17 protein-coding genes, 1 tRNA gene, 2 rRNA genes and 1 pseudogene are annotated in these 19,117 nt (G+C 55.7%); 14 read left to right on the forward strand and 7 right to left on the reverse strand.

Annotated features, from left to right (window positions below; genetic code table 11):
* Nucleotides 1-6: 6 nt before the first annotated feature.
* From mreD to csrD, 4 genes are all read right to left on the reverse strand, one after another.
* Nucleotides 7-495, reverse strand: a complete 489-nt coding sequence (gene mreD / locus AB1748_RS18195; RefSeq protein WP_111139674.1) for a rod shape-determining protein MreD — start codon at nt 493-495, stop codon at nt 7-9.
* Nucleotides 492-1,517, reverse strand: coding sequence for a rod shape-determining protein MreC (gene mreC / locus AB1748_RS18200; RefSeq protein ID WP_111139675.1), 1,026 nt, complete (start codon nt 1,515-1,517; stop codon nt 492-494). Before mreC ends, mreD begins: the two co-directional genes overlap by 4 nt.
* 148 nt (nt 1,518-1,665) lie before the next feature.
* The gene (mreB, locus tag AB1748_RS18205; protein ID WP_003855260.1) at nt 1,666-2,709 is read right to left on the reverse strand and encodes a rod shape-determining protein MreB; all 1,044 of its coding nucleotides are present in this window, start codon (nt 2,707-2,709) and stop codon (nt 1,666-1,668) included.
* Between the two features lie 311 nt (nt 2,710-3,020).
* A complete protein-coding gene (csrD, locus tag AB1748_RS18210) occupies nt 3,021-4,970 on the reverse strand; it encodes an RNase E specificity factor CsrD (RefSeq protein ID WP_111139676.1) in 1,950 nt (649 codons plus the stop codon).
* 285 nt (nt 4,971-5,255) lie between these two features.
* On the opposite strand from csrD, the gene msrP reads away from it, so the two are divergent.
* The 14 genes and pseudogenes from msrP (at nt 5,256) to AB1748_RS18280 (ending at nt 18,394) form a co-directional block, all read left to right on the forward strand.
* Complete coding sequence (gene msrP / locus AB1748_RS18215; protein WP_111139677.1) at nt 5,256-6,260, forward strand: protein-methionine-sulfoxide reductase catalytic subunit MsrP; 1,005 nt, start codon at nt 5,256-5,258, stop codon at nt 6,258-6,260.
* A gap of 3 nt (nt 6,261-6,263) precedes the next feature.
* Nucleotides 6,264-6,866, forward strand: a complete 603-nt coding sequence (msrQ, locus tag AB1748_RS18220; RefSeq protein WP_367396356.1) for a protein-methionine-sulfoxide reductase heme-binding subunit MsrQ — start codon at nt 6,264-6,266, stop codon at nt 6,864-6,866.
* Between the two features lie 232 nt (nt 6,867-7,098).
* Entirely contained in the window at nt 7,099-7,551 is a 453-nt protein-coding gene (aroQ, locus tag AB1748_RS18225) for a type II 3-dehydroquinate dehydratase (protein WP_111139689.1), read from the forward strand.
* Between the two features lie 25 nt (nt 7,552-7,576).
* Nucleotides 7,577-8,038, forward strand: coding sequence for an acetyl-CoA carboxylase biotin carboxyl carrier protein (accB, locus tag AB1748_RS18230; RefSeq protein ID WP_111139678.1), 462 nt, complete (start codon nt 7,577-7,579; stop codon nt 8,036-8,038).
* Nucleotides 8,039-8,049: 11 nt separating this feature from the next.
* Nucleotides 8,050-9,399 (forward strand): acetyl-CoA carboxylase biotin carboxylase subunit, encoded by a 1,350-nt coding sequence (gene accC, locus AB1748_RS18235; protein ID WP_111139679.1) that lies wholly within the window; start codon nt 8,050-8,052, stop codon nt 9,397-9,399.
* Between the two features lie 72 nt (nt 9,400-9,471).
* Nucleotides 9,472-9,714 (forward strand): YhdT family protein, encoded by a 243-nt coding sequence (locus tag AB1748_RS18240; RefSeq protein WP_111139680.1) that lies wholly within the window; start codon nt 9,472-9,474, stop codon nt 9,712-9,714.
* On the forward strand, nt 9,704-11,149 hold the full coding sequence (gene panF / locus AB1748_RS18245; RefSeq protein ID WP_293774351.1) for a sodium/pantothenate symporter: 1,446 nt from the start codon (nt 9,704-9,706) through the stop codon (nt 11,147-11,149). The genes AB1748_RS18240 and panF overlap by 11 nt, the downstream gene beginning before the upstream one ends.
* A 16-nt stretch (nt 11,150-11,165) precedes the next feature.
* On the forward strand, nt 11,166-12,047 hold the full coding sequence (gene prmA, locus AB1748_RS18250; RefSeq protein ID WP_111139682.1) for a 50S ribosomal protein L11 methyltransferase: 882 nt from the start codon (nt 11,166-11,168) through the stop codon (nt 12,045-12,047).
* Nucleotides 12,048-12,413: 366 nt separating this feature from the next.
* Nucleotides 12,414-13,380: pseudogene (gene dusB, locus AB1748_RS18255) on the forward strand (tRNA dihydrouridine synthase DusB).
* Nucleotides 13,381-13,403: 23 nt separating this feature from the next.
* Complete coding sequence (fis, locus tag AB1748_RS18260) at nt 13,404-13,700, forward strand: DNA-binding transcriptional regulator Fis (RefSeq protein ID WP_003855228.1); 297 nt, start codon at nt 13,404-13,406, stop codon at nt 13,698-13,700.
* A 535-nt stretch (nt 13,701-14,235) separates the two neighbouring features.
* The gene (locus AB1748_RS18265) at nt 14,236-15,261 is read left to right on the forward strand and encodes an amino acid ABC transporter substrate-binding protein (protein ID WP_111139683.1); all 1,026 of its coding nucleotides are present in this window, start codon (nt 14,236-14,238) and stop codon (nt 15,259-15,261) included.
* Nucleotides 15,262-15,329: 68 nt separating this feature from the next.
* Nucleotides 15,330-16,508: an amino acid ABC transporter permease gene (locus AB1748_RS18270; protein ID WP_293774346.1), complete on the forward strand. Its 1,179-nt coding sequence runs from the start codon at nt 15,330-15,332 to the stop codon at nt 16,506-16,508.
* Between the two features lie 15 nt (nt 16,509-16,523).
* Complete coding sequence (locus AB1748_RS18275; protein WP_293774344.1) at nt 16,524-17,624, forward strand: amino acid ABC transporter permease; 1,101 nt, start codon at nt 16,524-16,526, stop codon at nt 17,622-17,624.
* Between the two features lie 8 nt (nt 17,625-17,632).
* Complete coding sequence (locus AB1748_RS18280; protein ID WP_111139686.1) at nt 17,633-18,394, forward strand: amino acid ABC transporter ATP-binding protein; 762 nt, start codon at nt 17,633-17,635, stop codon at nt 18,392-18,394.
* Nucleotides 18,395-18,595: 201 nt separating this feature from the next.
* Here the strand turns inward: AB1748_RS18280 and rrf (AB1748_RS18285) are convergent.
* From rrf (AB1748_RS18285) to rrf (AB1748_RS18295), 3 genes are all read right to left on the reverse strand, one after another.
* Nucleotides 18,596-18,711, reverse strand: a 5S ribosomal RNA gene (gene rrf, locus AB1748_RS18285).
* Nucleotides 18,712-18,745: 34 nt separating this feature from the next.
* A tRNA-Thr gene (locus AB1748_RS18290) sits at nt 18,746-18,821 on the reverse strand.
* 14 nt (nt 18,822-18,835) lie between these two features.
* Nucleotides 18,836-18,951 (reverse strand): 5S ribosomal RNA (gene rrf, locus AB1748_RS18295).
* Nucleotides 18,952-19,117: the final 166 nt, after the last annotated feature.

The raw sequence follows: 19,117 nt of genomic DNA on the forward strand, positions 1-19,117 counted from the left end.
ATTTCCTTATTGAACAGCAAACTGACGACGAATTTTTCTCATTAACAAGAATAGCCAGGGCCAGAGAATACCGTCGACAACACTGCTCCAGAAAATTTCAGGTCGGAATGAAACGTTGATTACCAGGAATTCAGCCCAGAAGACGATCACATCCATCGCCAGCGACAGGACCATTACCATCAGCGCCTGCTGCCATAACGCTAAATTACGGAACAGCTGAAACTTAAAGGCAATCAGGTAGGCGATGATACTGAGCGCCAGCGCCCGCACACCGAGTGTGGAGCCCGCGATCAGATCCATGATGGCACCCAGCACGAAACCGGTGCCGACATTGACCCGATGTGGCAGGGCCAGCACCCAGTAGATCAGGATTAGCAGCAGCCATGAAGGCCGGAACATATAAATCTCATCCGGCCACGGCATGATCTGCAGGACGAGCGCCACCAGGAAAGAGAGCCAGATGACCCAACGTCCCTGGCTGCGATATCGACTCAAGGCTGGCCCCCGCGTGAACGCGAGGTGCCGCTCTGCCCGCTACTGCTGCTGCTGGTGGAAGGTGCAGGCGGTCCCATCTGCGTGGAAGGCGCAGGCGGGCCCATTTCACCTGCAGGCGGTAAAACCTGCGGCATCATCTGCATCAGACGCTCATTCGCCACGCGATGAACTTCATCCTGCGGCAGCGGCATATCGCCATTGCGATCCGCTCCCCATAACAGCAGCAGATAACGCAGACGCTGCAGCCCGGCGGTCGGATGGGCCTGAATCACCGTGTAGGCGCGCTGAGTATCCACTTTCACCGAGGAGACCACCCCGACCGGATAGCCCTCAGGGAAGCGACCACCGATGCCGGACGTGACCAGCACATCGCCGACCCGGATATCCGTATTCCCCGGCAGATGCTCAAGCTGGAGATCTTCGGTACAGCCGTTACCCGCCGCAATCACACGAATGTCATTGCGCAGAACCTGAATCGGCAGAGCATGAGAGGCATCGCAGATCAGCAGCACGCGACTGGTGAGCTGCCCGACCGCAATAACCTGACCGACCACGCCTTTATCACTGATCACCGGCTGTCCTTCATAGACGCCGTTAACGCTGCCTTTGTCGATCACCACCTGGTCCGTATAAGGATCGGTGCCGGTCGAAATGACCTGCGTCACCATCTTTTGCTCATCCTGGCGCAGCGGTGAACCCAGCAGTTCACGCAGACGTGCGTTTTCCTGCTTATATTGCCCCAGCATTAGCAGGTTACTGTTTTTCAGGAAGAGCTCACGACGTAAGGCTTTGTTTTCCTGCTCCAGCTGCTGACGGGACGCCAGCGACTCTGACACGCCATCCAGCAGCTGACGTGGCCCATTGGCCAGGAAGTAAAACGGGCTGACCGACGTATCCAGATAGTTGCGTATTTGGGTGAAAGAGCCCACACGACTGTCGGCGATGATGATGGCAATGGCCACAATAACCGCCAGAAAAAGACGCAACTGCAGGGAAGGCCCCCTGCTAAAAATCGGCTTCATATAATCTGCGTGATCCTCGACAACAGGAGAGGAAGCAGCGGCAGAATGCCGTGCTTCCCTGGGCTGAACGCAATGTACCGGTACAGACTTCGCCGGTTCACATGCCGCTCCCTTGCATGATCATCGCGTTCTCAGCCGGTTGAGGCAATTATTCTTCGCTGAACAAATCGCCGCCATGCATGTCGATCATTTCCAGCGCCTTGCCGCCACCGCGTGCCACGCAGGTCAGCGGATCTTCAGCTACCACGACCGGAATGCCCGTCTCTTCCATCAGCAGACGATCCAGGTTGCGCAGTAACGCGCCACCACCGGTCAGCACCATGCCGCGCTCTGAGATGTCAGAGGCCAGCTCAGGCGGACACTGCTCAAGGGCAACCATCACCGCACTCACGATGCCGGTTAACGGCTCCTGCAGCGCTTCCAGAATTTCGTTGGAGTTCAGCGTGAAACCACGCGGCACACCCTCGGCCAGGTTACGGCCGCGCACTTCGATTTCACGGACTTCGTCGCCCGGATAGGCAGAACCGATCTCATGCTTAATGCGTTCTGCGGTCGCTTCACCAATCAGTGAACCGTAGTTACGACGCACATAATTAATAATAGCTTCATCGAAACGATCGCCGCCAATACGGACCGAGGAGGAGTAAACCACGCCGTTCAGGGAGATCACGGCGACTTCAGTGGTACCGCCACCAATATCGACGACCATTGAACCGGTCGCTTCTGACACGGGCAGACCTGCACCGATCGCGGCAGCCATCGGCTCTTCAATCAGGAAGACTTCGCGAGCGCCTGCGCCCTGGGCGGACTCACGGATGGCGCGGCGTTCAACCTGGGTTGCTCCGACGGGGACACAGACCAGCACACGTGGGCTGGGACGCATAAAGCTGTTGCTGTGAACCTGTTTGATGAAGTGCTGCAGCATCTTTTCGGTCACGAAGAAGTCAGCGATAACACCATCTTTCATCGGACGGATAGCGGCAATATTGCCGGGCGTACGGCCAAGCATCTGTTTGGCGTCATGACCCACGGCCGCGACACTTTTCGGTGAACCGGCACGGTCCTGTCGGATAGCGACAACGGAAGGCTCGTTCAGCACGATGCCCTGTCCTTTTACATAAATCAGGGTATTCGCAGTACCCAGGTCAATGGACAGGTCGTTGGAAAACATGCCACGAAATTTTTTAAACATACTAAGGGATAATCCTGCAAGCTGGGGGCGGAAAATAAAATCCGCTTACTTTACCAACCACACGAAGCGGCCACAAGGCGCAAAAACGTTCTGCTTCGGTGAAAAAAGAGGCCTGATTGCGTTTAAGTCATCCGAACCGGCGATCTGTCATGGCAGAATGGCGACCAGAGGCCATCAGTACTGCCTTTCGCGATATCGGCCCCTTTCCTGCCCGACATAAAATCTAACATTTCCGGCAGAAAAGTCCGGGATTCAGACGCGGCTAAACATTAAAAAAAACCGCACATTGCCGTCTGCACGACGGCAATTGATTAAATACGGTAACGTTGTGAATACTTTTTCACGTTACTGTTAACCGGAAGCGAAGGGGCAAAAAGATCGCCCTGACCGCCAGCCACACCCAGCGCCGCCAGCGTCTGCCACTCGGCTTTCGTCCGGACGCCGGCAGCAAACACCCGCACACCCGTACTCTTACAGACTTCCAGCAGACTCTGCACGAACAGCTGATTTTCGGTCCGCCGCTCGATGTTGCGCACCAGACCGGCATCCAGCTTGATCACTTCCAGCGGCAGCTGCCGTATATAGGCGCTACTGACCACGGTTAAACCGGCCTGATTCACCGCAATCCGGCAGCCAAAAGCCTTCAGCGCACGGAATACCGGCGCTAACCGGTTGATGTGTTGACAAACATCTGCCTCGGCAAGTTCAAATAAAAATCGTTTTCTTTGCGATTTCGGGCACTGCAGCAGCATGTTCTGCAGCCAGAGCACGAAGGGGCGCTGCAGAAGTGAGTTAATCGTCACCGGGATCACCAGCGTCTCTTCGGGCCAGAGTTCAGAGAGCGCCGCGATGCGAGTCATCAGCTGGCGATCCCAGCTCTCCGCCATGCCGAGCTGCTGTACCAGTGGCATATACTCCGCGGCCAGTACCTCTTTATCGCCGTCGAAGATGCGGGTCAGCATGACCCGATGCTGCACCTTGCCTTCGAGGTTGACGGCGGGCTTATGGTAGAGCCGTGGCCCGCCCCGACTCAGCGTATTCTCCAGCAGCGTCCGCCAGCGTACGCTTCCCCGCCCGGCATCCTGCGGATTACCGGCGCCGTTGGTCCAGTTGTTGCCGCCCAGCAGCGTCGCGCGACGCGTCGCCATCTCAACATTTTCCATCACCTGTGGCACCGTCTGACCGCTGCACCAGGCGCTGATACCGATATGAATCAGGTCATCCCGGTTCACCAGCCGCATCGGCGGCAGAGAGTCCACCGCATTGATCAGCTGATCGGCGATCGCGTTGGCCTCTTTAAGACTGCGATGCGGCAGCAGTACGGCGAAATCGCTGCGGAAGTAGCGCGCCAGGAGTGCGCCGGGATAGCGCAGCACAAAAGTGGAAAGCATATTGACGAAGTTAAAGAGGTACTCCTCTGGCAGCCCCGGCTCCAGAGCGTCTCTCAGCGTGTCCAGATCAGGCAGACGGATCATCATCACCACGCCGTGGGTGCCGACATTTTCCTGATCCTCCAGCAGCGTCGCCAGCTGGTTATCGAAGAAGAGCCGGTTATTCAGGCCGGTGCGGCCATCCTGGGCGGCAAAGGTGCGGATCAGCGTGTCGATACGCAGACGCTGTTCGCCCGCCTCCTGCAGATCGGCCAGCAGCACATCCAGTGCGCGGCTGGCGCGGGGTGGCCACTCATCCATGGCGCGCTCCGGCATCACGCCCCGCTCTCCGCTGATAATCGCCTCGGCCCGCGCTTCAAGATGCTCCATGCCGCGCCACTGACGCGTGAGCCAGCGATGCATCATCAGCAGCGTCAGGCTCATTACCAGTATGATGGCAAACAGCAGACTCAGCGTGGAGGTGCCGGTGATCGAGCCCAGCCAGGTTCTGGCGGGATCGAGGGTGACGACCCGCAGTGCCAGTCCGGTCTGATGCATCAACGGCACATCAACCTGGATAAACCGGTTAGGCTCATCTTCCAGCATCGGGTTTTCATGTCGTGAGAGGGTGAGAAACGTCTGCCTGCCGTTGTGAAGCAGGATCTGCTCGGCATTCATGACCGGCATCATGCGCACCAGCCAGCGTTGTATCTCTGACGGCGTCTGGGTGAACATCGCCTGATCCACTTCCGTGGCCAGCGCCTGCGCCCGATGTTCAACCCGTTCATGACTGAACCAGATCACGCTGAATACGCAGCCCGCCAGCATCAGTGACATGGCCAGCAGGCTTAAAAACGTAATAATCGCCGATAATTTTGTGGTTAGTCGCATCCCTGTGCCTGTCTTACTGGGGTGATAACCGGATCACCCAACCTTGTACCGTCAGCCTGACGAAAACGCGAGCAAAAATAGCATAATTTGCCGCTGTCGACAGCGCCGGGTCGCATGAAGCCGAAGTATATCGTCGTGATAGCGAAGCTGACGTTGATCCCGACACTTTTCAGTGCAATCTCATCGCTAAGCGCAGCCAGGAAATTTCACATTTTCACGGCGAAACTGGCTGATATCAGCGATAGTCATCATGCTGGTTGATGACATCCTGTCTGGAGAAGGCCCATGAAACGCACACCCTATCTGACCGAAGGCGACGTAACGCCGGAAAGCATTTTTAATATGAAGCGCCGTCAGGTGCTGAAAACGCTGGGACTCAGCGCGGCGGCGATGGGGATGCCGGGCATGGCAAATGCCGACATTCTCAGCTGGTTTAAAGGCAACGATCGCCCGGCCGCCCCCGCAGGCCGGCCGCTGGAGTTCACCAGACCCGCGCAATATCAGGCCGACCTCACCTTAACGCCCGCAGATAAAGTTTCCGGCTATAACAACTTCTATGAGTTCGGGCTGGACAAGGCCGACCCCGCCGCCAATGCCGGAACCCTGAAAACGGAGCCATGGAAACTGACCATTGACGGGGAAGTCGCGAAGCCGGTGACGCTGGATATGGATGACATCTTTAAAAAGTTCGCCATGGAGCAGCGGATCTATCGCATGCGCTGCGTCGAAGCCTGGTCGATGGTGGTGCCCTGGATAGGCTTTGAACTGAATAAGCTGCTCTCTCTGGCGGAACCCACCAGCAAGGCGCGCTTTGTTGCTTTCCAGACCCTCTACGATCCTGAGCAGATGCCGGGCCAGAAAGATCGTTTTATCGGTGGCGGCCTCAACTATCCCTATGTCGAGGGTCTGCGTCTGGATGAGGCGATGCATCCGCTGACGATACTGACGACCGGGGTCTATGGTAAAGCGCTGCCTCCGCAGAATGGTGCGCCGATTCGGCTGACCGTGCCGTGGAAGTATGGTTTCAAGGGCATCAAGTCGATCGTCAAAATTACGCTGACCGCGACACAGCCGCCGACCACCTGGAACCAGATCGCCGCCGATGAGTATGGTTTTTATGCCAATGTGAACCCGCATGTTAACCATCCGCGCTGGTCGCAGGCGACCGAGCGTTTCATTGGTCCGGGCGGCACGCTGAAGGTTGAACGTCAACCCACCCTGCTGTTCAACGGCTATGCCGATCAGGTGGCTTCGCTCTACCGTGGCATGGATTTACGGGAGAATTACTAAGTGGTGCGCCTGACACTGAAACAGATCGTGTGGCTCAAGGTGATCCTGCATCTGGCGGCCTTTCTGCCGCTGGTCTATCTGATCCTTGCCGCGATGCAGGGTGGACTGAGCGCGGATCCGGCCAAAGATATTCAGCACTTTACCGGCCGGATGGCGCTGAAGCTGCTGCTGGGTACGCTGCTGGTTTCACCGCTGGCCCGTTACGGTAAACAGCCGCTGTTAATCCGCACCCGTCGTCTGCTGGGCGTCTGGACATTTGTCTGGGCCTCTCTCCACCTGCTGAGTTACTACCTGCTGGAACTGGGCATCGATAACCTGCGTCTGCTGGGCAGCGAGCTGATCTCCCGGCCTTATCTGACGCTGGGCATTATCAGCTGGCTGATCTTGCTGGCCCTGGCGTTGACCTCGTTTCAGCGCGCGCAGCGCAAACTCGGCAAACGCTGGCAGACCCTGCATAATCTGGTCTATCTGGTCGCTATCCTGGCGCCGATCCACTATATCTGGTCGGTAAAAATCCTCTCCCCCCAGCCACTTATCTATGCGCTGCTGGCGGCGATACTGTTAGTTTGGCGTTACAAAAAATTCCTCAAAGGGTGGCCCCGTTAGCGCTTGGCCCGTTGTTTTCCGCTGCTGTTTTCTGATAAAAGATGTGGCCTCCAGGCCACATCCGATCATCTTCGCAGATAAGACCAGTATTTTGCTGCGAAATGACACGAAACGGATATAATGCCCGGCTTTATTGCTCGTCGGGTCTTCTTTTTCATCCTGAAAGGTGACAAATGAAGATTCGCAAGGTATTTTACGCGATGCCTCAATGATTGCGGGAGATGGCAGCACGATGGCGCATAAATTACATATTCTGCTTTTGAACGGACCCAACCTTAACCTGCTGGGAACCCGCGAACCTGAGAAGTATGGTCACACCACGCTGCGTCAGATTGTTGACGATCTGACACGCCAGGCAGACCAGCTGAATGTGGAGTTGAGCCACCTGCAAAGCAATGCTGAATTTCAGCTGATTGATCGCATTCATGAGGCCAAAGGCAATGTGGATTACATCATCATTAATCCTGCCGCGTTTACCCATACCAGTGTCGCACTGCGTGATGCCTTGTTAGCGGTAGAAATACCCTTTATCGAGGTTCATCTCTCCAATGTGCATGCCCGCGAGCCCTTCCGTCATCACTCCTATCTTTCTGATGTTTCTGCTGGCGTGATCTGTGGGCTTGGCGCTGACGGCTACACATGGGCTTTACAAACGGCAGTCAAACGCCTGTCTCAAACTAATTAATCAAACTGAGTACGGAACCCCACTCATGGATATTCGTAAAATTAAAAAACTGATCGAACTGGTTGAAGAGTCTGGCATTTCTGAGCTGGAAATCTCTGAAGGTGAAGAATCCGTTCGCATCAGCCGTGCACCTGCAAATAGCGGTTACCCGATGATGCAGCAGGCTTACGCTGCCCCTGTTCAGCAGCCTGCGCTGGCGACGGCGGTTGCGCCTGTTGCGGCGGTTGCCGACGCGGCACCGGCTGAAATCAGCGGTCACATCGTGCGTTCACCGATGGTCGGTACCTTCTACCGCACGCCGAGCCCGGATGCGAAAGCCTTTGTGGAAGTCGGTCAGAAAGTGAATGCGGGCGATACCCTGTGCATCGTCGAAGCCATGAAAATGATGAACCAGATCGAAGCAGACAAATCAGGCGTGGTGAAAGCGATCCTGGTTGAGAGCGGTCAGCCGGTCGAATTTGACGAGCCACTGGTTATCATCGAGTAACGGGGCAGATCATGCTGGATAAAATTGTTATTGCTAACCGCGGTGAGATTGCGCTGCGCATTCTGCGTGCCTGTAAAGAACTGGGCATCAAGACTGTTGCGGTACACTCAAGCGCGGATCGTGACCTGAAGCATGTGCTGCTGGCAGACGAAACCGTCTGCATCGGCCCTGCGCAGTCAGTTAAAAGTTATCTCAACATCCCGGCGCTGATCTCTGCTGCAGAGATCACGGGCGCAGTCGCGATTCACCCGGGCTACGGCTTCCTGTCTGAGAATGCCGATTTTGCCGAGCAGGTTGAGCGCTCTGGTTTTATCTTCATCGGTCCGAAAGCCGAAACGATTCGTCTGATGGGCGACAAAGTTTCTGCGATCAACGCGATGAAGAAAGCTGGCGTCCCGACCGTACCGGGCTCTGACGGTTCGCTGACGGATGACATGGAAAAGAACCGTGCCTTTGCTAAGCGCATCGGCTATCCGGTCATCATCAAAGCGTCTGGCGGCGGCGGCGGTCGTGGTATGCGCGTCGTGCGCAGCGACAAAGATCTGGAACAGTCCATCAACATGACGAAAGCGGAAGCCAAAGCGGCTTTCAACAACGACATGGTGTACATGGAGAAGTATCTGGAGAATCCGCGTCATATCGAGATTCAGGTTCTGGCCGATGGTCAGGGCAACGCGATCTATCTGGGCGAGCGCGACTGCTCCATGCAGCGTCGTCACCAGAAAGTGGTCGAAGAAGCACCAGGTCCGGGCATCACGCCGGAGCTGCGCAGCTTCATCGGCAATCGCTGTGCAAAAGCCTGTATTGAGATCGGCTATCGTGGCGCAGGCACCTTCGAGTTCCTGTATGAAAACGGTGAGTTCTACTTCATTGAAATGAACACCCGTATTCAGGTGGAACATCCGGTGACAGAGATGATCACCGGTGTGGATCTGATCAAAGAGCAGCTGCGTATTGCTGCCGGTCAGCCCCTGTCGATCAAACAGGATGAAGTGGTGATTCGCGGACATGCGGTTGAGTGCCGTATCAACGCCGAAGATCCGGTGACCTTCCTGCCAAGCCCGGGTAAAATCACCCGCTTCCACGCGCCAGGCGGTTTTGGCGTGCGCTGGGAGTCGCACATTTACTCAGGCTACACCGTGCCGCCTTATTACGATTCCATGATCGGCAAGCTGATCACCTACGGCGAAACGCGTGACGTGGCCATCGCCCGCATGAAGAATGCGCTGGCGGAACTGATCATCGACGGTATCAAGACCAACGTTGATCTGCAGATGAAAATCATGTCCGATGAGAATTTCCAGCACGGTGGAACCAATATCCACTATCTGGAGAAAAAACTCGGCTTGCACGAGAAGTAATCGCAACGCTGAGTCAGTCAGAGGCCGGTTAATCCGGCCTTTTTCTTTTGCCGCTGGCGTTAAGGTTGAATCATGGATGCTCGTTTTATCCAGGCACATAAAGAGGCACGCTGGTCTCTCTATCTCACCCTGCTCTGGCTGGCTGCCTGGGGGCTTTCCGCCTGGCTGGGTGGCAGCGAAAGCGGTGTGACCGGACTGCCGCGCTGGTTCGAACTCTCCTGCCTGTTTGCTCCCCTGTTGTTCATTTTTCTGTGCTGGCTGATGGTGCGGATGATTTTCCGCGATATGCCGCTGGAGGATAAAAATGAACGGTGAAATTATCCTGCCGTTACTGATCTATCTGGTGCTGATTGCTGCACTGTCGATTTTTGCCGTGCGCAAAAGGCGTCAGGGCAGTTTTCTGACGGAATATTTCCTTGGCAGCCGCTCGATGGGCGGATTTGTGCTGGCGATGACCCTCACCACCACCTATATCAGCGCCAGCTCGTTTATCGGCGGTCCCGGTGCGGCCTATAAATATGGGCTGGGATGGGTTCTGCTGGCGATGGTACAGGTGCCCGCCGTCTGGCTTTCGCTGGGCGTGCTGGGGAAAAAGTTTGCCATCCTGGCGCGGAAATATAATGCAGTCACGCTGAATGATATGCTCTATGCCCGCTATCAGAGCCCGCTGCTGATCTGGCTGGCGAGCCTGAGCCTGCTAATCGCCTTTATCGGCGCCATGACGGTGCAGTTTATTGGCGGTGCCCGTCTGCTCGAAACCGCCGCGGGCATCCCCTATGACAAAGGATTGCTGATCTTTGGCGGCACCATCGCGCTCTATACGGCGTTTGGCGGCTTCCGCGCCAGCGTTCTCAATGACGCGATGCAGGGGATCGTGATGCTGATTGGCACCTTCCTGCTGCTGTTCGCGGTGATCCATCAGGCTGGCGGCCTCAGCATGGCCGTTGAGAAACTGCATGCGATCGATCCTGCGCTGCTGTCGCCGCAGGGGCCTGGCGAGATTATTACGCCAACGTTCCTGAGTTCGTTTATCGTTCTGGTCTGCTTTGGAGTAATTGGCCTGCCCCATACGGCGGTGCGCTGCATCTCATACAAAGACAGCAAGGCCGTGCATCGGGCTATTATTCTGGGCACCATCGTGGTGGTGATCCTGATGCTGGGTATGCATCTGGCCGGTGCGCTGGGCCGGGCCGTCCTGCCGAACCTGACCGTGCCGGATAGCGTAATACCGACCCTGATGATTACCGTTCTGCCGCCGCTGGCGGCCGGTCTGTTTCTGGCTGCACCGATGGCCGCCATTATGTCGACCATCAATGCCCAGCTGTTGCAGGCGTCGGCTACGCTGATAAAAGATCTCTATCTGCGTGTCGCCCCGCAACATCTGGAGAATGAGACGCGGCTGAGACGGCTGTCTGGCACCATTACCTTTGCACTGGGTATCCTGCTGCTGATTGCGGCATGGAACCCGCCCGATATGATTATCTGGCTGAATCTGCTGGCCTTTGGCGGCCTTGAGGCGGTGTTCCTCTGGCCACTGGTTCTGGGCCTCTACTGGGAGCGCGCCAATGCCGCTGGTGCCATTACCGGCATGGTGGTGGGCGGAGGCTGCTACGCCTTTCTGGCGAGCCTCAACCTGCAGATTCTGGGTTTTCACCCCATCGTGCCTTCACTGATTCTGAGCCTGCTGGCCTTTTTAGTGGGCAACCTGTTTGGACGCGCGCCGCATAGGGTCGACGCGTCGCAACATTGACGGAAAGAGAGACGTTATGCCGTGGATTCAAATCAAAATAAACAGCTCAGGTGAACATGCGGAAACGCTGAGCGACGCACTGATGGAGATCGGTGCCGTCTCCGTGACTTTTCAGGATACCAACGACACGCCGGTTTATGAACCGCTGCCGGGTGAGACACGCCTGTGGGGCGATACCGATGTTATCGGCCTGTTTGATGCAGAGACGGACATGGCTTTTGTCACCGCCGAACTGGCTCAGCATCCGCTGCTGGGTGCAGGTTTTCGCCACCGGATCGAGCAGATCGAAGACAAAGACTGGGAGCGCGAATGGATGGAAAACTTCCACCCGATGCGTTTTGGCGAGCGTCTCTGGATCTGTCCAAGCTGGCGCGACGTGCCGGATCCCGATGCCGTCAACGTGATGCTGGATCCCGGGCTCGCATTCGGCACCGGCACGCATCCCACGACGTCGCTCTGCCTCACCTGGCTTGACGGGCTGGATCTGGCCGGCAAGACCGTGATCGATTTCGGCTGTGGTTCGGGGATCCTGGCGATCGCCGCCCTGAAGCTGGGTGCCGCTCAGGCGATCGGCATTGATATCGATCCGCAGGCGATTCAGGCCAGCCGGGATAATGCCGAGCGTAATGGCGTTGCCGACCGTCTGTCGCTCTATCTGCCCCACCAGCAGCCCGACAATCTGCAGGCGGATGTGGTCGTCGCCAATATCCTGGCAGGCCCGCTGCGTGAGCTGGCCCCGCTGATTAGCGTGTTGCCGAAGTCTGGCGGCCATCTGGGCCTGTCCGGTGTGTTAGAGAGCCAGGCGGAGGGTGTCTGTGAAGCCTACGCGGGCGAATTCGCTCTCGACCCGGTGGCGGTCAAAGAGGAGTGGTGCCGGATTACCGGAATTAAATCCTGATTTTTGCCCCCCTCTGCCTCACGGATAGCGCAGTTTCAGGCGCAAAGCGTCGTAACAGCATATTCAACCAGCCCGCAGCGTAAGTTGCGGGCTTTTCTGACCTGGACTGGATGCTTGTATCGTTAATCACGGCATGTGACGTTTATTATCTGGTGAATTGGCGTACTTTTCTGGAAAAACTTTTGTTCACAATTTCAGCATAAATTATTAAGTGTCTGATATTTAAGTTTAATTATTAATAGTTCCTGTCATCACCCCGTTTTCATTGATCTTTCTTGCTGATTGTTCAAAGTTTGGCCTTTCATCTTCCTGCAAAAATGCGTAATATACGCCGCCTTGCAGACACAGTATGGCCATTCTGACTTCATGCGTATTGGAAACCTCCAGCTGAGAAATCGACTGATTGCAGCGCCTATGGCCGGTATTACCGACAGGCCGTTCAGGACGTTGTGTCATGAAATGGGTGCAGGCATGGCAGTTTCTGAGATGTTGTCATCAAACCCCGAAGTCTGGGCAAGCGACAAATCTCGCTTACGTATGGTGCACAGTGATGAGCCAGGCATTCGCGCCGTGCAGATTGCCGGTTGCGATCCCAGCGAAATGGCGCAAGCTGCACGCATTAATGTTGAAGCTGGTGCACAGGTTATCGACATTAATATGGGGTGCCCTGCCAAGAAGGTTAACCGCAAAATGGCGGGTTCAGCCTTGCTGCAATATCCCGCCGTGGTGGAGTCGATTCTCTCCGCAGTGGTTAATGCAGTGAACGTGCCGGTCACGCTGAAAATTCGTACTGGCTGGGATCCTGAAAACAGGAACTGTGTCGCGATTGCCCAATTGGCTGAACGCTGCGGTATCCAGGCTCTGACGATACATGGCCGCACTCGTGCCTGCCTGTTCAACGGAGAAGCTGAATATGACAGCATTCGGACAGTTAAGCAGAGTGTTTCCATTCCGATTATCGCGAATGGAGACATAACTGACCCGCATAAAGCCAGAGCGGTGCTCGACTATACAGGGGCCGATGCTCTGATGATAGGACGCGCTGCTCAGGGAAGACCGTGGATCTTCCGGGAAATCCAGCATTATCTGGACACTGGGGAGCTGCTTGCCCCGCTGCCGCTGGCAGAGGTCAAGCAGCTTGCTTGTTTCGCATATACGTGAGCTGCACGACTTTTACGGTTCAGGCAAGGGATACCGTATAGCGCGCAAGCACGTCTCCTGGTACCTGCAGGAGCATGCCCCTAATGACCAGTTTCGGCGCACATTCAACGCCATTGAGGATGCCAGCGAACAGCTGGAGGCGTTGGAGGCATACTTCGAAAATCTTGCGTAACGAAATAAAGAGCTGAAAGAACTATGTTCGAACAACGCGTAAATTCTGACGTACTGACCGTTTCTACCGTTAACTCACAGGATCAGGTAACTCAAAAACCTTTGCGTGATTCGGTTAAACAGGCACTGAAGAACTATTTTGCTCAACTGAATGGTCAGGATGTGAGCGACCTGTATGAGCTGGTTTTGGCTGAAGTCGAGCAGCCTCTGTTGGACATGGTGATGCAGTATACCCGTGGCAACCAGACCCGTGCTGCCCTGATGATGGGTATCAACCGCGGTACGCTGCGTAAGAAACTGAAAAAATACGGCATGAACTGATTTTTAGTTCAGTCTGTTAATCACGCCAGCCTTCGGGCTGGCGTTTTTATTTGTGCGTTATCCCACAAAGTCGCGGCACAGGACGTGAAACAGTTGCCCGCAATATGGTAACTATAGTTGCAGTTGCTGGCGTGATATTTTGCCCCCTCGCTTTCCCTGTTCTCTCTGCTGTTTTACTTCTGGTCTGGCTCTCCCTCCCTGTCACCTCTGATTGTGTGATTTTCTGCGCATTAAAAAGCAACAGATGCTTTCCATACATTTCGCCCTGAGTGAACGCTCACACTGCTCTCATTTAGTGAAACTATTTGCACTAAATGTGATCGGGTCGACTCGCATTGCTTCCTTTTGGTGCGCGATATTAGCGGAACTTTCAGGGTGCTTCCGATTATTAGCCGTTCTTTCAATCCTATTCAGGCCTCTGCAAACCTGGCATCAGCTTTGCAGAGTCGTGGATGGCTGACTGCCACAGACAGGAAAAAAACGCACACTAAAGTGCGCAAACATAACAACATAATCCCGCCACACAGGATGCTTTATGAAAAAGATGATGCTCTCTACGCTGATCGCCGCTGCTGCGCTGGCTGGCCTTGCTCAGCAGGCACACGCAGGCACCACACTGGATGCGATCAAGAAAAAAGGATTTGTTCAATGTGGGATCAGTGACGGCTTGCCGGGCTTTTCCTATGCCGACGCCAGTGGCAAGTTCACGGGTATCGATGTGGATGTCTGTCGTGCTGCGGCTGCCGCAGTATTTGGCGATGCCACCAAAGTCAAATATACCCCGCTGACCGCCAAAGAGCGTTTCACCGCCCTGCAGTCCGGCGAAGTCGATGTACTGTCACGTAACACCACCTGGACCTCATCGCGTGATGGCGGTATGGGCTTCCTGTTTGCGGGCGTGAACTATTACGACGGCATCGGCTTCCTGACTCACCAGAAAGCCGGTCTGAAAAGTGCGAAAGAGCTGGATGGCGCCACCGTCTGTATCCAGGCGGGCACCGACACCGAGCTGAACGTGGCGGACTTCTTCAAAGCCAACAAGATGCAATATACCCCGGTGACCTTTGATCGTTCTGATGAGTCGGCTAAGGCGCTGGATAGCGGTCGCTGCGACACGCTGGCCTCTGACCAGTCTCAGCTTTATGCATTGCGTATCAAGCTGGGCAAGCCTGACGACTTCATCGTACTGCCCGAAGTGATCTCTAAAGAGCCGCTGGGGCCGCTGGTACGCCGCGGCGATGATGACTGGTTCACCATCGTGAAATGGTCTCTTTACGCCATGCTGAACGCGGAAGAGATGGGTATCTCTTCGAAGAACGTCGACCAGATGGCCGCGAAGCCAACGACGCCGGATATGGCGCATCTGCTCGGATCAGAAGGTGATTTTGGTAAAGATCTGAAGCTGGATAACAAGTGGGCCTACAACATCATCAAGCAGGTGGGCAACTATCAGGAAAGCTTTGACCGTAACGTCGGTAAAGATAGCGCACTGAAGATTGCTCGCGGTCAGAATGCGTTGTGGAACCAGGGCGGCATTCAGTACGCACCGCCGGTACGTTAACAGACCTCGCCAATCGGGCACCGTATTCTGCGGTGCCCTACCCCAGCTTTCGTTACTGAGGTTTCAACATGTCACAACGCCCAACCGTGAAAAGGGATTTTTCATTTGGTAATCCCACGGTTCGCGCCTGGATTTATCAGCTCATCGCCGTCGTCGCGGTGCTTGGTGTGGTGGGTTATCTGGTGCACAACACCATTATCAACCTCGCCAGTCGCGGCATTACATCGGGATTCGGATTTCTTGAGCGCACGGCCGGTTTCGGCATCGTGCAGCACCTGATTGAGTACACGGAGGGAGATACCTACGCGCGCGTGTTTATGGTCGGATTAACCAACACGCTGCTGGTCTCTGCACTCTGTATTGTTTTCGCCTCGATTATCGGATTCGCGGTCGGTCTGGCCCGCCTGTCTGACAACTGGCTGCTGCGGAAGCTTTCAAATATCTATATCGAAACCTTCCGTAATATCCCGCCTCTGCTGCAGATCTTCTTCTGGTACTTTGCGGTACTGCGCAACCTGCCCGGCCCGCGCCAGGCGCTGAACGCCTTCGATCTGGCTTATGTCAGCAATCGCGGGCTCTACGTGCCGTGGCCGACCTACGCCCCCGGCAGCTGGCCGTTTGTTATCGCGCTGCTTCTGGCACTGGCTGTGAGCTATGGCCTGTTCCGCTTTAACCGAACGCACCAGCTGAAAACCGGTCAGTTACGTCGCACATGGCCCGCTGCGGTGGGGATGCTGATCCTTTTCCCGCTGCTGGCCTACATGGGGTTTGGTCCGGCAACGCACTGGGATGTGCCGCAACTGCGCGGGTTTAACTTCCGGGGTGGCTCGGTGATGATTCCGGAGCTGGCGGCGCTGACGCTGGCACTCTCGATCTATACCTCGTCGTTTATCGCGGAAGTTATCCGCTCCGGCATTCAGTCGGTACCGCATGGTCAGCATGAAGCCGCACGTTCGCTGGGCCTGCCGAATCCGGTGACGCTGCGCCAGGTGATTATCCCGCAGGCCATGCGGGTGATTATTCCGCCGCTGACCAGCCAGTATCTGAACATCGTGAAGAACTCCTCACTGGCCGCCGCCATCGGTTATCCCGATATGGTGTCGCTGTTTGCCGGCTCGGTCCTGAATCAGACCGGTCAGGCTATCGAAACAATCGCGATCACGATGGGCGTTTACCTGATTATCAGCCTGCTGATATCGCTGCTTATGAACGTCTACAACCGCAAGATTGCGCTGGTTGAGCGTTAAGAGAACGGGATCCCTATGTCTGTGACTACACATGAAACGCCCCCCGTCCCGACGACGCTGTTCAGTCGCGCCTGGCTCTGGGCTCGTAAAAATCTGTTTTCAAGCTGGTTTAATACCTTACTGACGCTGCTATGCCTCTGGATAATCTGGCATGTCATTCCGCCCGCGCTGAACTGGCTGGTTTTTCAGGCCAACTGGATCGGCTCCACGCGCGCCGATTGCACCAAAGAGGGCGCCTGCTGGGTCTTTATCCATGCGCGATTTGGTCAGTTCATGTATGGGCTCTACCCGCATGAGCTGCGCTGGCGCATTAACCTGGCACTGGTGATTGGCCTGCTGTCGATTGTGCCGATGTTCGTGAAAAGCCTGCCTTATCGCGGACGTTATATCGCCGCCTGGGCGGTCATCTATCCGCTGACGGTCTGGTTCCTGCTCTATGGCGGTTATCTGGGGCTGGAGCGGGTTGAAACCCGTCAATGGGGTGGGTTAACGCTGACGCTGATTATCGCCTCGGTCGGGATTGCCGGTGCACTGCCGCTGGGCATCCTGCTGGCGCTGGGTCGTCGTTCGCGGATGCCAGTGGTGCGCACGCTGTCGATTATCTTCATCGAGTTCTGGCGTGGCGTTCCGCTGATCACCGTGCTGTTTATGTCATCCGTAATGCTGCCGCTGTTTATGTCGGAAGGCACAACGATCGACAAGCTGGTGCGTGCGCTGGTCGGGGTGATCCTTTTCCAGTCCGCCTATGTGGCTGAGGTAGTTCGCGGCGGCCTGCAGGCGCTGCCTAAAGGGCAGTATGAAGCCGCCGAATCGCTGGCGCTCGGCTACTGGAAGACACAGATGCTGGTGATCCTGCCACAGGCTCTGAAGCTCACGATCCCCGGCCTGGTGAACACCATCATCGCCCTGTTTAAAGATACCAGTCTGGTCATCATCATTGGCCTCTTCGATCTCTTCAGCAGCGTCCAGCAGGCGACGGTCGATCCGGCCTGGCTGGGCATGTCGACCGAGGGCTATGTATTTGCTGCGCTGGTCTATTGGATCTTCTGTTTTAGCATGTCGCGCTATAGCCAGTATCTGGAAAAGCGCTTTCACACCGGGCGTACACCGCACTGAGGTTTTACATGACTGACTCTATGACACACTCTTCCGACCCGCTGATGATCTCGCTTGAGAACGTAAATAAATGGTACGGGCAGTTCCACGTACTGAAAGACATCAATCTGCAGGTAAAACCCCGCGAACGCATCGTGCTGTGCGGCCCATCCGGCTCCGGAAAATCGACCACAATTCGCTGCATCAACCATCTGGAGGAGCATCAGCAGGGGCGCATTGTGGTGGATGGAATTCACCTCAACGATGACGTGCGTAATATTGAGCGCGTGCGCACCGAAGTCGGTATGGTCTTCCAGCACTTCAACCTTTTCCCCCACCTGACCGTGTTGCAGAACTGCACGCTGGCGCCGTCGTGGGTGAGGAAGATCCCTAAGAAGGAAGCGGACGAACTGGCCATGCACTATCTGCAGCGCGTGCGTATCGCTGAACATGCGCATAAGTTTCCCGGACAGCTCTCGGGCGGTCAGCAGCAGCGTGTGGCGATTGCCCGCTCGCTCTGTATGAAGCCGAAAATTATGCTGTTCGATGAGCCAACGTCGGCGCTGGATCCTGAAATGGTGAAAGAGGTGCTGGATACGATGATTGGCCTGGCTGAAGATGGGATGACGATGCTCTGTGTAACGCACGAGATGGGTTTTGCCCGAACGGTCGCAGACCGGGTGATCTTTATGGATCGCGGTGAGATCGTCGAAGTCGCGCCACCGCAGGAGTTCTTTGCCAATCCAAAATCGGAGCGCACCCGGGCGTTTCTGTCGCAGGTTATCCACTGATAAGACGCTCAGACAACCTGTTAACCCGGCCTGGTGCCGGGTTTTTTATGGCCTGAATAACTCAGGCAGCTTCGCTTTTTGACTGTTGGCAGATGCACTGACGGCAGAGTGAGGGGATAACAGACGCCAGAAAGTGAAAGCGTTATTGCCACACAACGAAAAAAGCCCTTCGCATGTGCGAAGGGCTCTCTCTTATTTGATGCCTGGCAGTTCCCTACTCTCGCATGGGGAGACCCCACACTACCATCGGCGCTACGGCGTTTCACTTCTGAGTTCGGCATGGGGTCAGGTGGGACCACCGCGCTACAGCCGCCAGGCAAATTCTTTTATTTACCGAACTCGTGTCTTAACTGGTGCTGATACCCAGAGTCGAACTGGGGACCTCACCCTTACCAAGGGTGCGCTCTACCAACTGAGCCATATCAGCACACTAAATTTGATGCCTGGCAGTTCCCTACTCTCGCATGGGGAGGCCCCACACTACCATCGGCGCTACGGCGTTTCACTTCTGAGTTCGGCATGGGGTCAGGTGGGACCACCGCGCTAAAGCCGCCAGGCAAATTCTTTGTGCACGAAACGAATCTTTCACGTCATGACCGCGTTGCATCGCTCAGCCACACCGGTCACATACGTCAGTATGCTCCCGCTGATGTCTTTGCTCTGCGCCTTGTCACGCCGCAAAATCTTTCGTTTCCGCAAATTCTTATCCGGAAAACAATGCTG

The organism is Pantoea sp. Ep11b (assembly GCF_040783975.1).
GTDB lineage: Bacteria > Pseudomonadota > Gammaproteobacteria > Enterobacterales > Enterobacteriaceae > Pantoea.

Excerpts from the sequence above, each read along its gene's own strand:
- panF (WP_293774351.1), top strand. The coding sequence starts at position 9,704 with ATGAACGGTGAAATTATCCTGCCGTTACTGATCTATCTGGTGCTGATT.
- mreB (WP_003855260.1), bottom strand. The coding sequence starts at position 2,709 with ATGTTTAAAAAATTTCGTGGCATGTTTTCCAACGACCTGTCCATTGAC.
- AB1748_RS18270 (WP_293774346.1), top strand. The coding sequence starts at position 15,330 with ATGTCACAACGCCCAACCGTGAAAAGGGATTTTTCATTTGGTAATCCC.
- prmA (WP_111139682.1), top strand. The coding sequence starts at position 11,166 with ATGCCGTGGATTCAAATCAAAATAAACAGCTCAGGTGAACATGCGGAA.
- mreC (WP_111139675.1), bottom strand. The coding sequence starts at position 1,517 with ATGAAGCCGATTTTTAGCAGGGGGCCTTCCCTGCAGTTGCGTCTTTTT.
- AB1748_RS18265 (WP_111139683.1), top strand. The coding sequence starts at position 14,236 with ATGAAAAAGATGATGCTCTCTACGCTGATCGCCGCTGCTGCGCTGGCT.
- AB1748_RS18275 (WP_293774344.1), top strand. The coding sequence starts at position 16,524 with ATGTCTGTGACTACACATGAAACGCCCCCCGTCCCGACGACGCTGTTC.
- fis (WP_003855228.1), top strand. The coding sequence starts at position 13,404 with ATGTTCGAACAACGCGTAAATTCTGACGTACTGACCGTTTCTACCGTT.
- accB (WP_111139678.1), top strand. The coding sequence starts at position 7,577 with ATGGATATTCGTAAAATTAAAAAACTGATCGAACTGGTTGAAGAGTCT.
- AB1748_RS18240 (WP_111139680.1), top strand. The coding sequence starts at position 9,472 with ATGGATGCTCGTTTTATCCAGGCACATAAAGAGGCACGCTGGTCTCTC.
- msrP (WP_111139677.1), top strand. The coding sequence starts at position 5,256 with ATGAAACGCACACCCTATCTGACCGAAGGCGACGTAACGCCGGAAAGC.
- csrD (WP_111139676.1), bottom strand. The coding sequence starts at position 4,970 with ATGCGACTAACCACAAAATTATCGGCGATTATTACGTTTTTAAGCCTG.
- accC (WP_111139679.1), top strand. The coding sequence starts at position 8,050 with ATGCTGGATAAAATTGTTATTGCTAACCGCGGTGAGATTGCGCTGCGC.
- aroQ (WP_111139689.1), top strand. The coding sequence starts at position 7,099 with ATGGCGCATAAATTACATATTCTGCTTTTGAACGGACCCAACCTTAAC.
- AB1748_RS18280 (WP_111139686.1), top strand. The coding sequence starts at position 17,633 with ATGACTGACTCTATGACACACTCTTCCGACCCGCTGATGATCTCGCTT.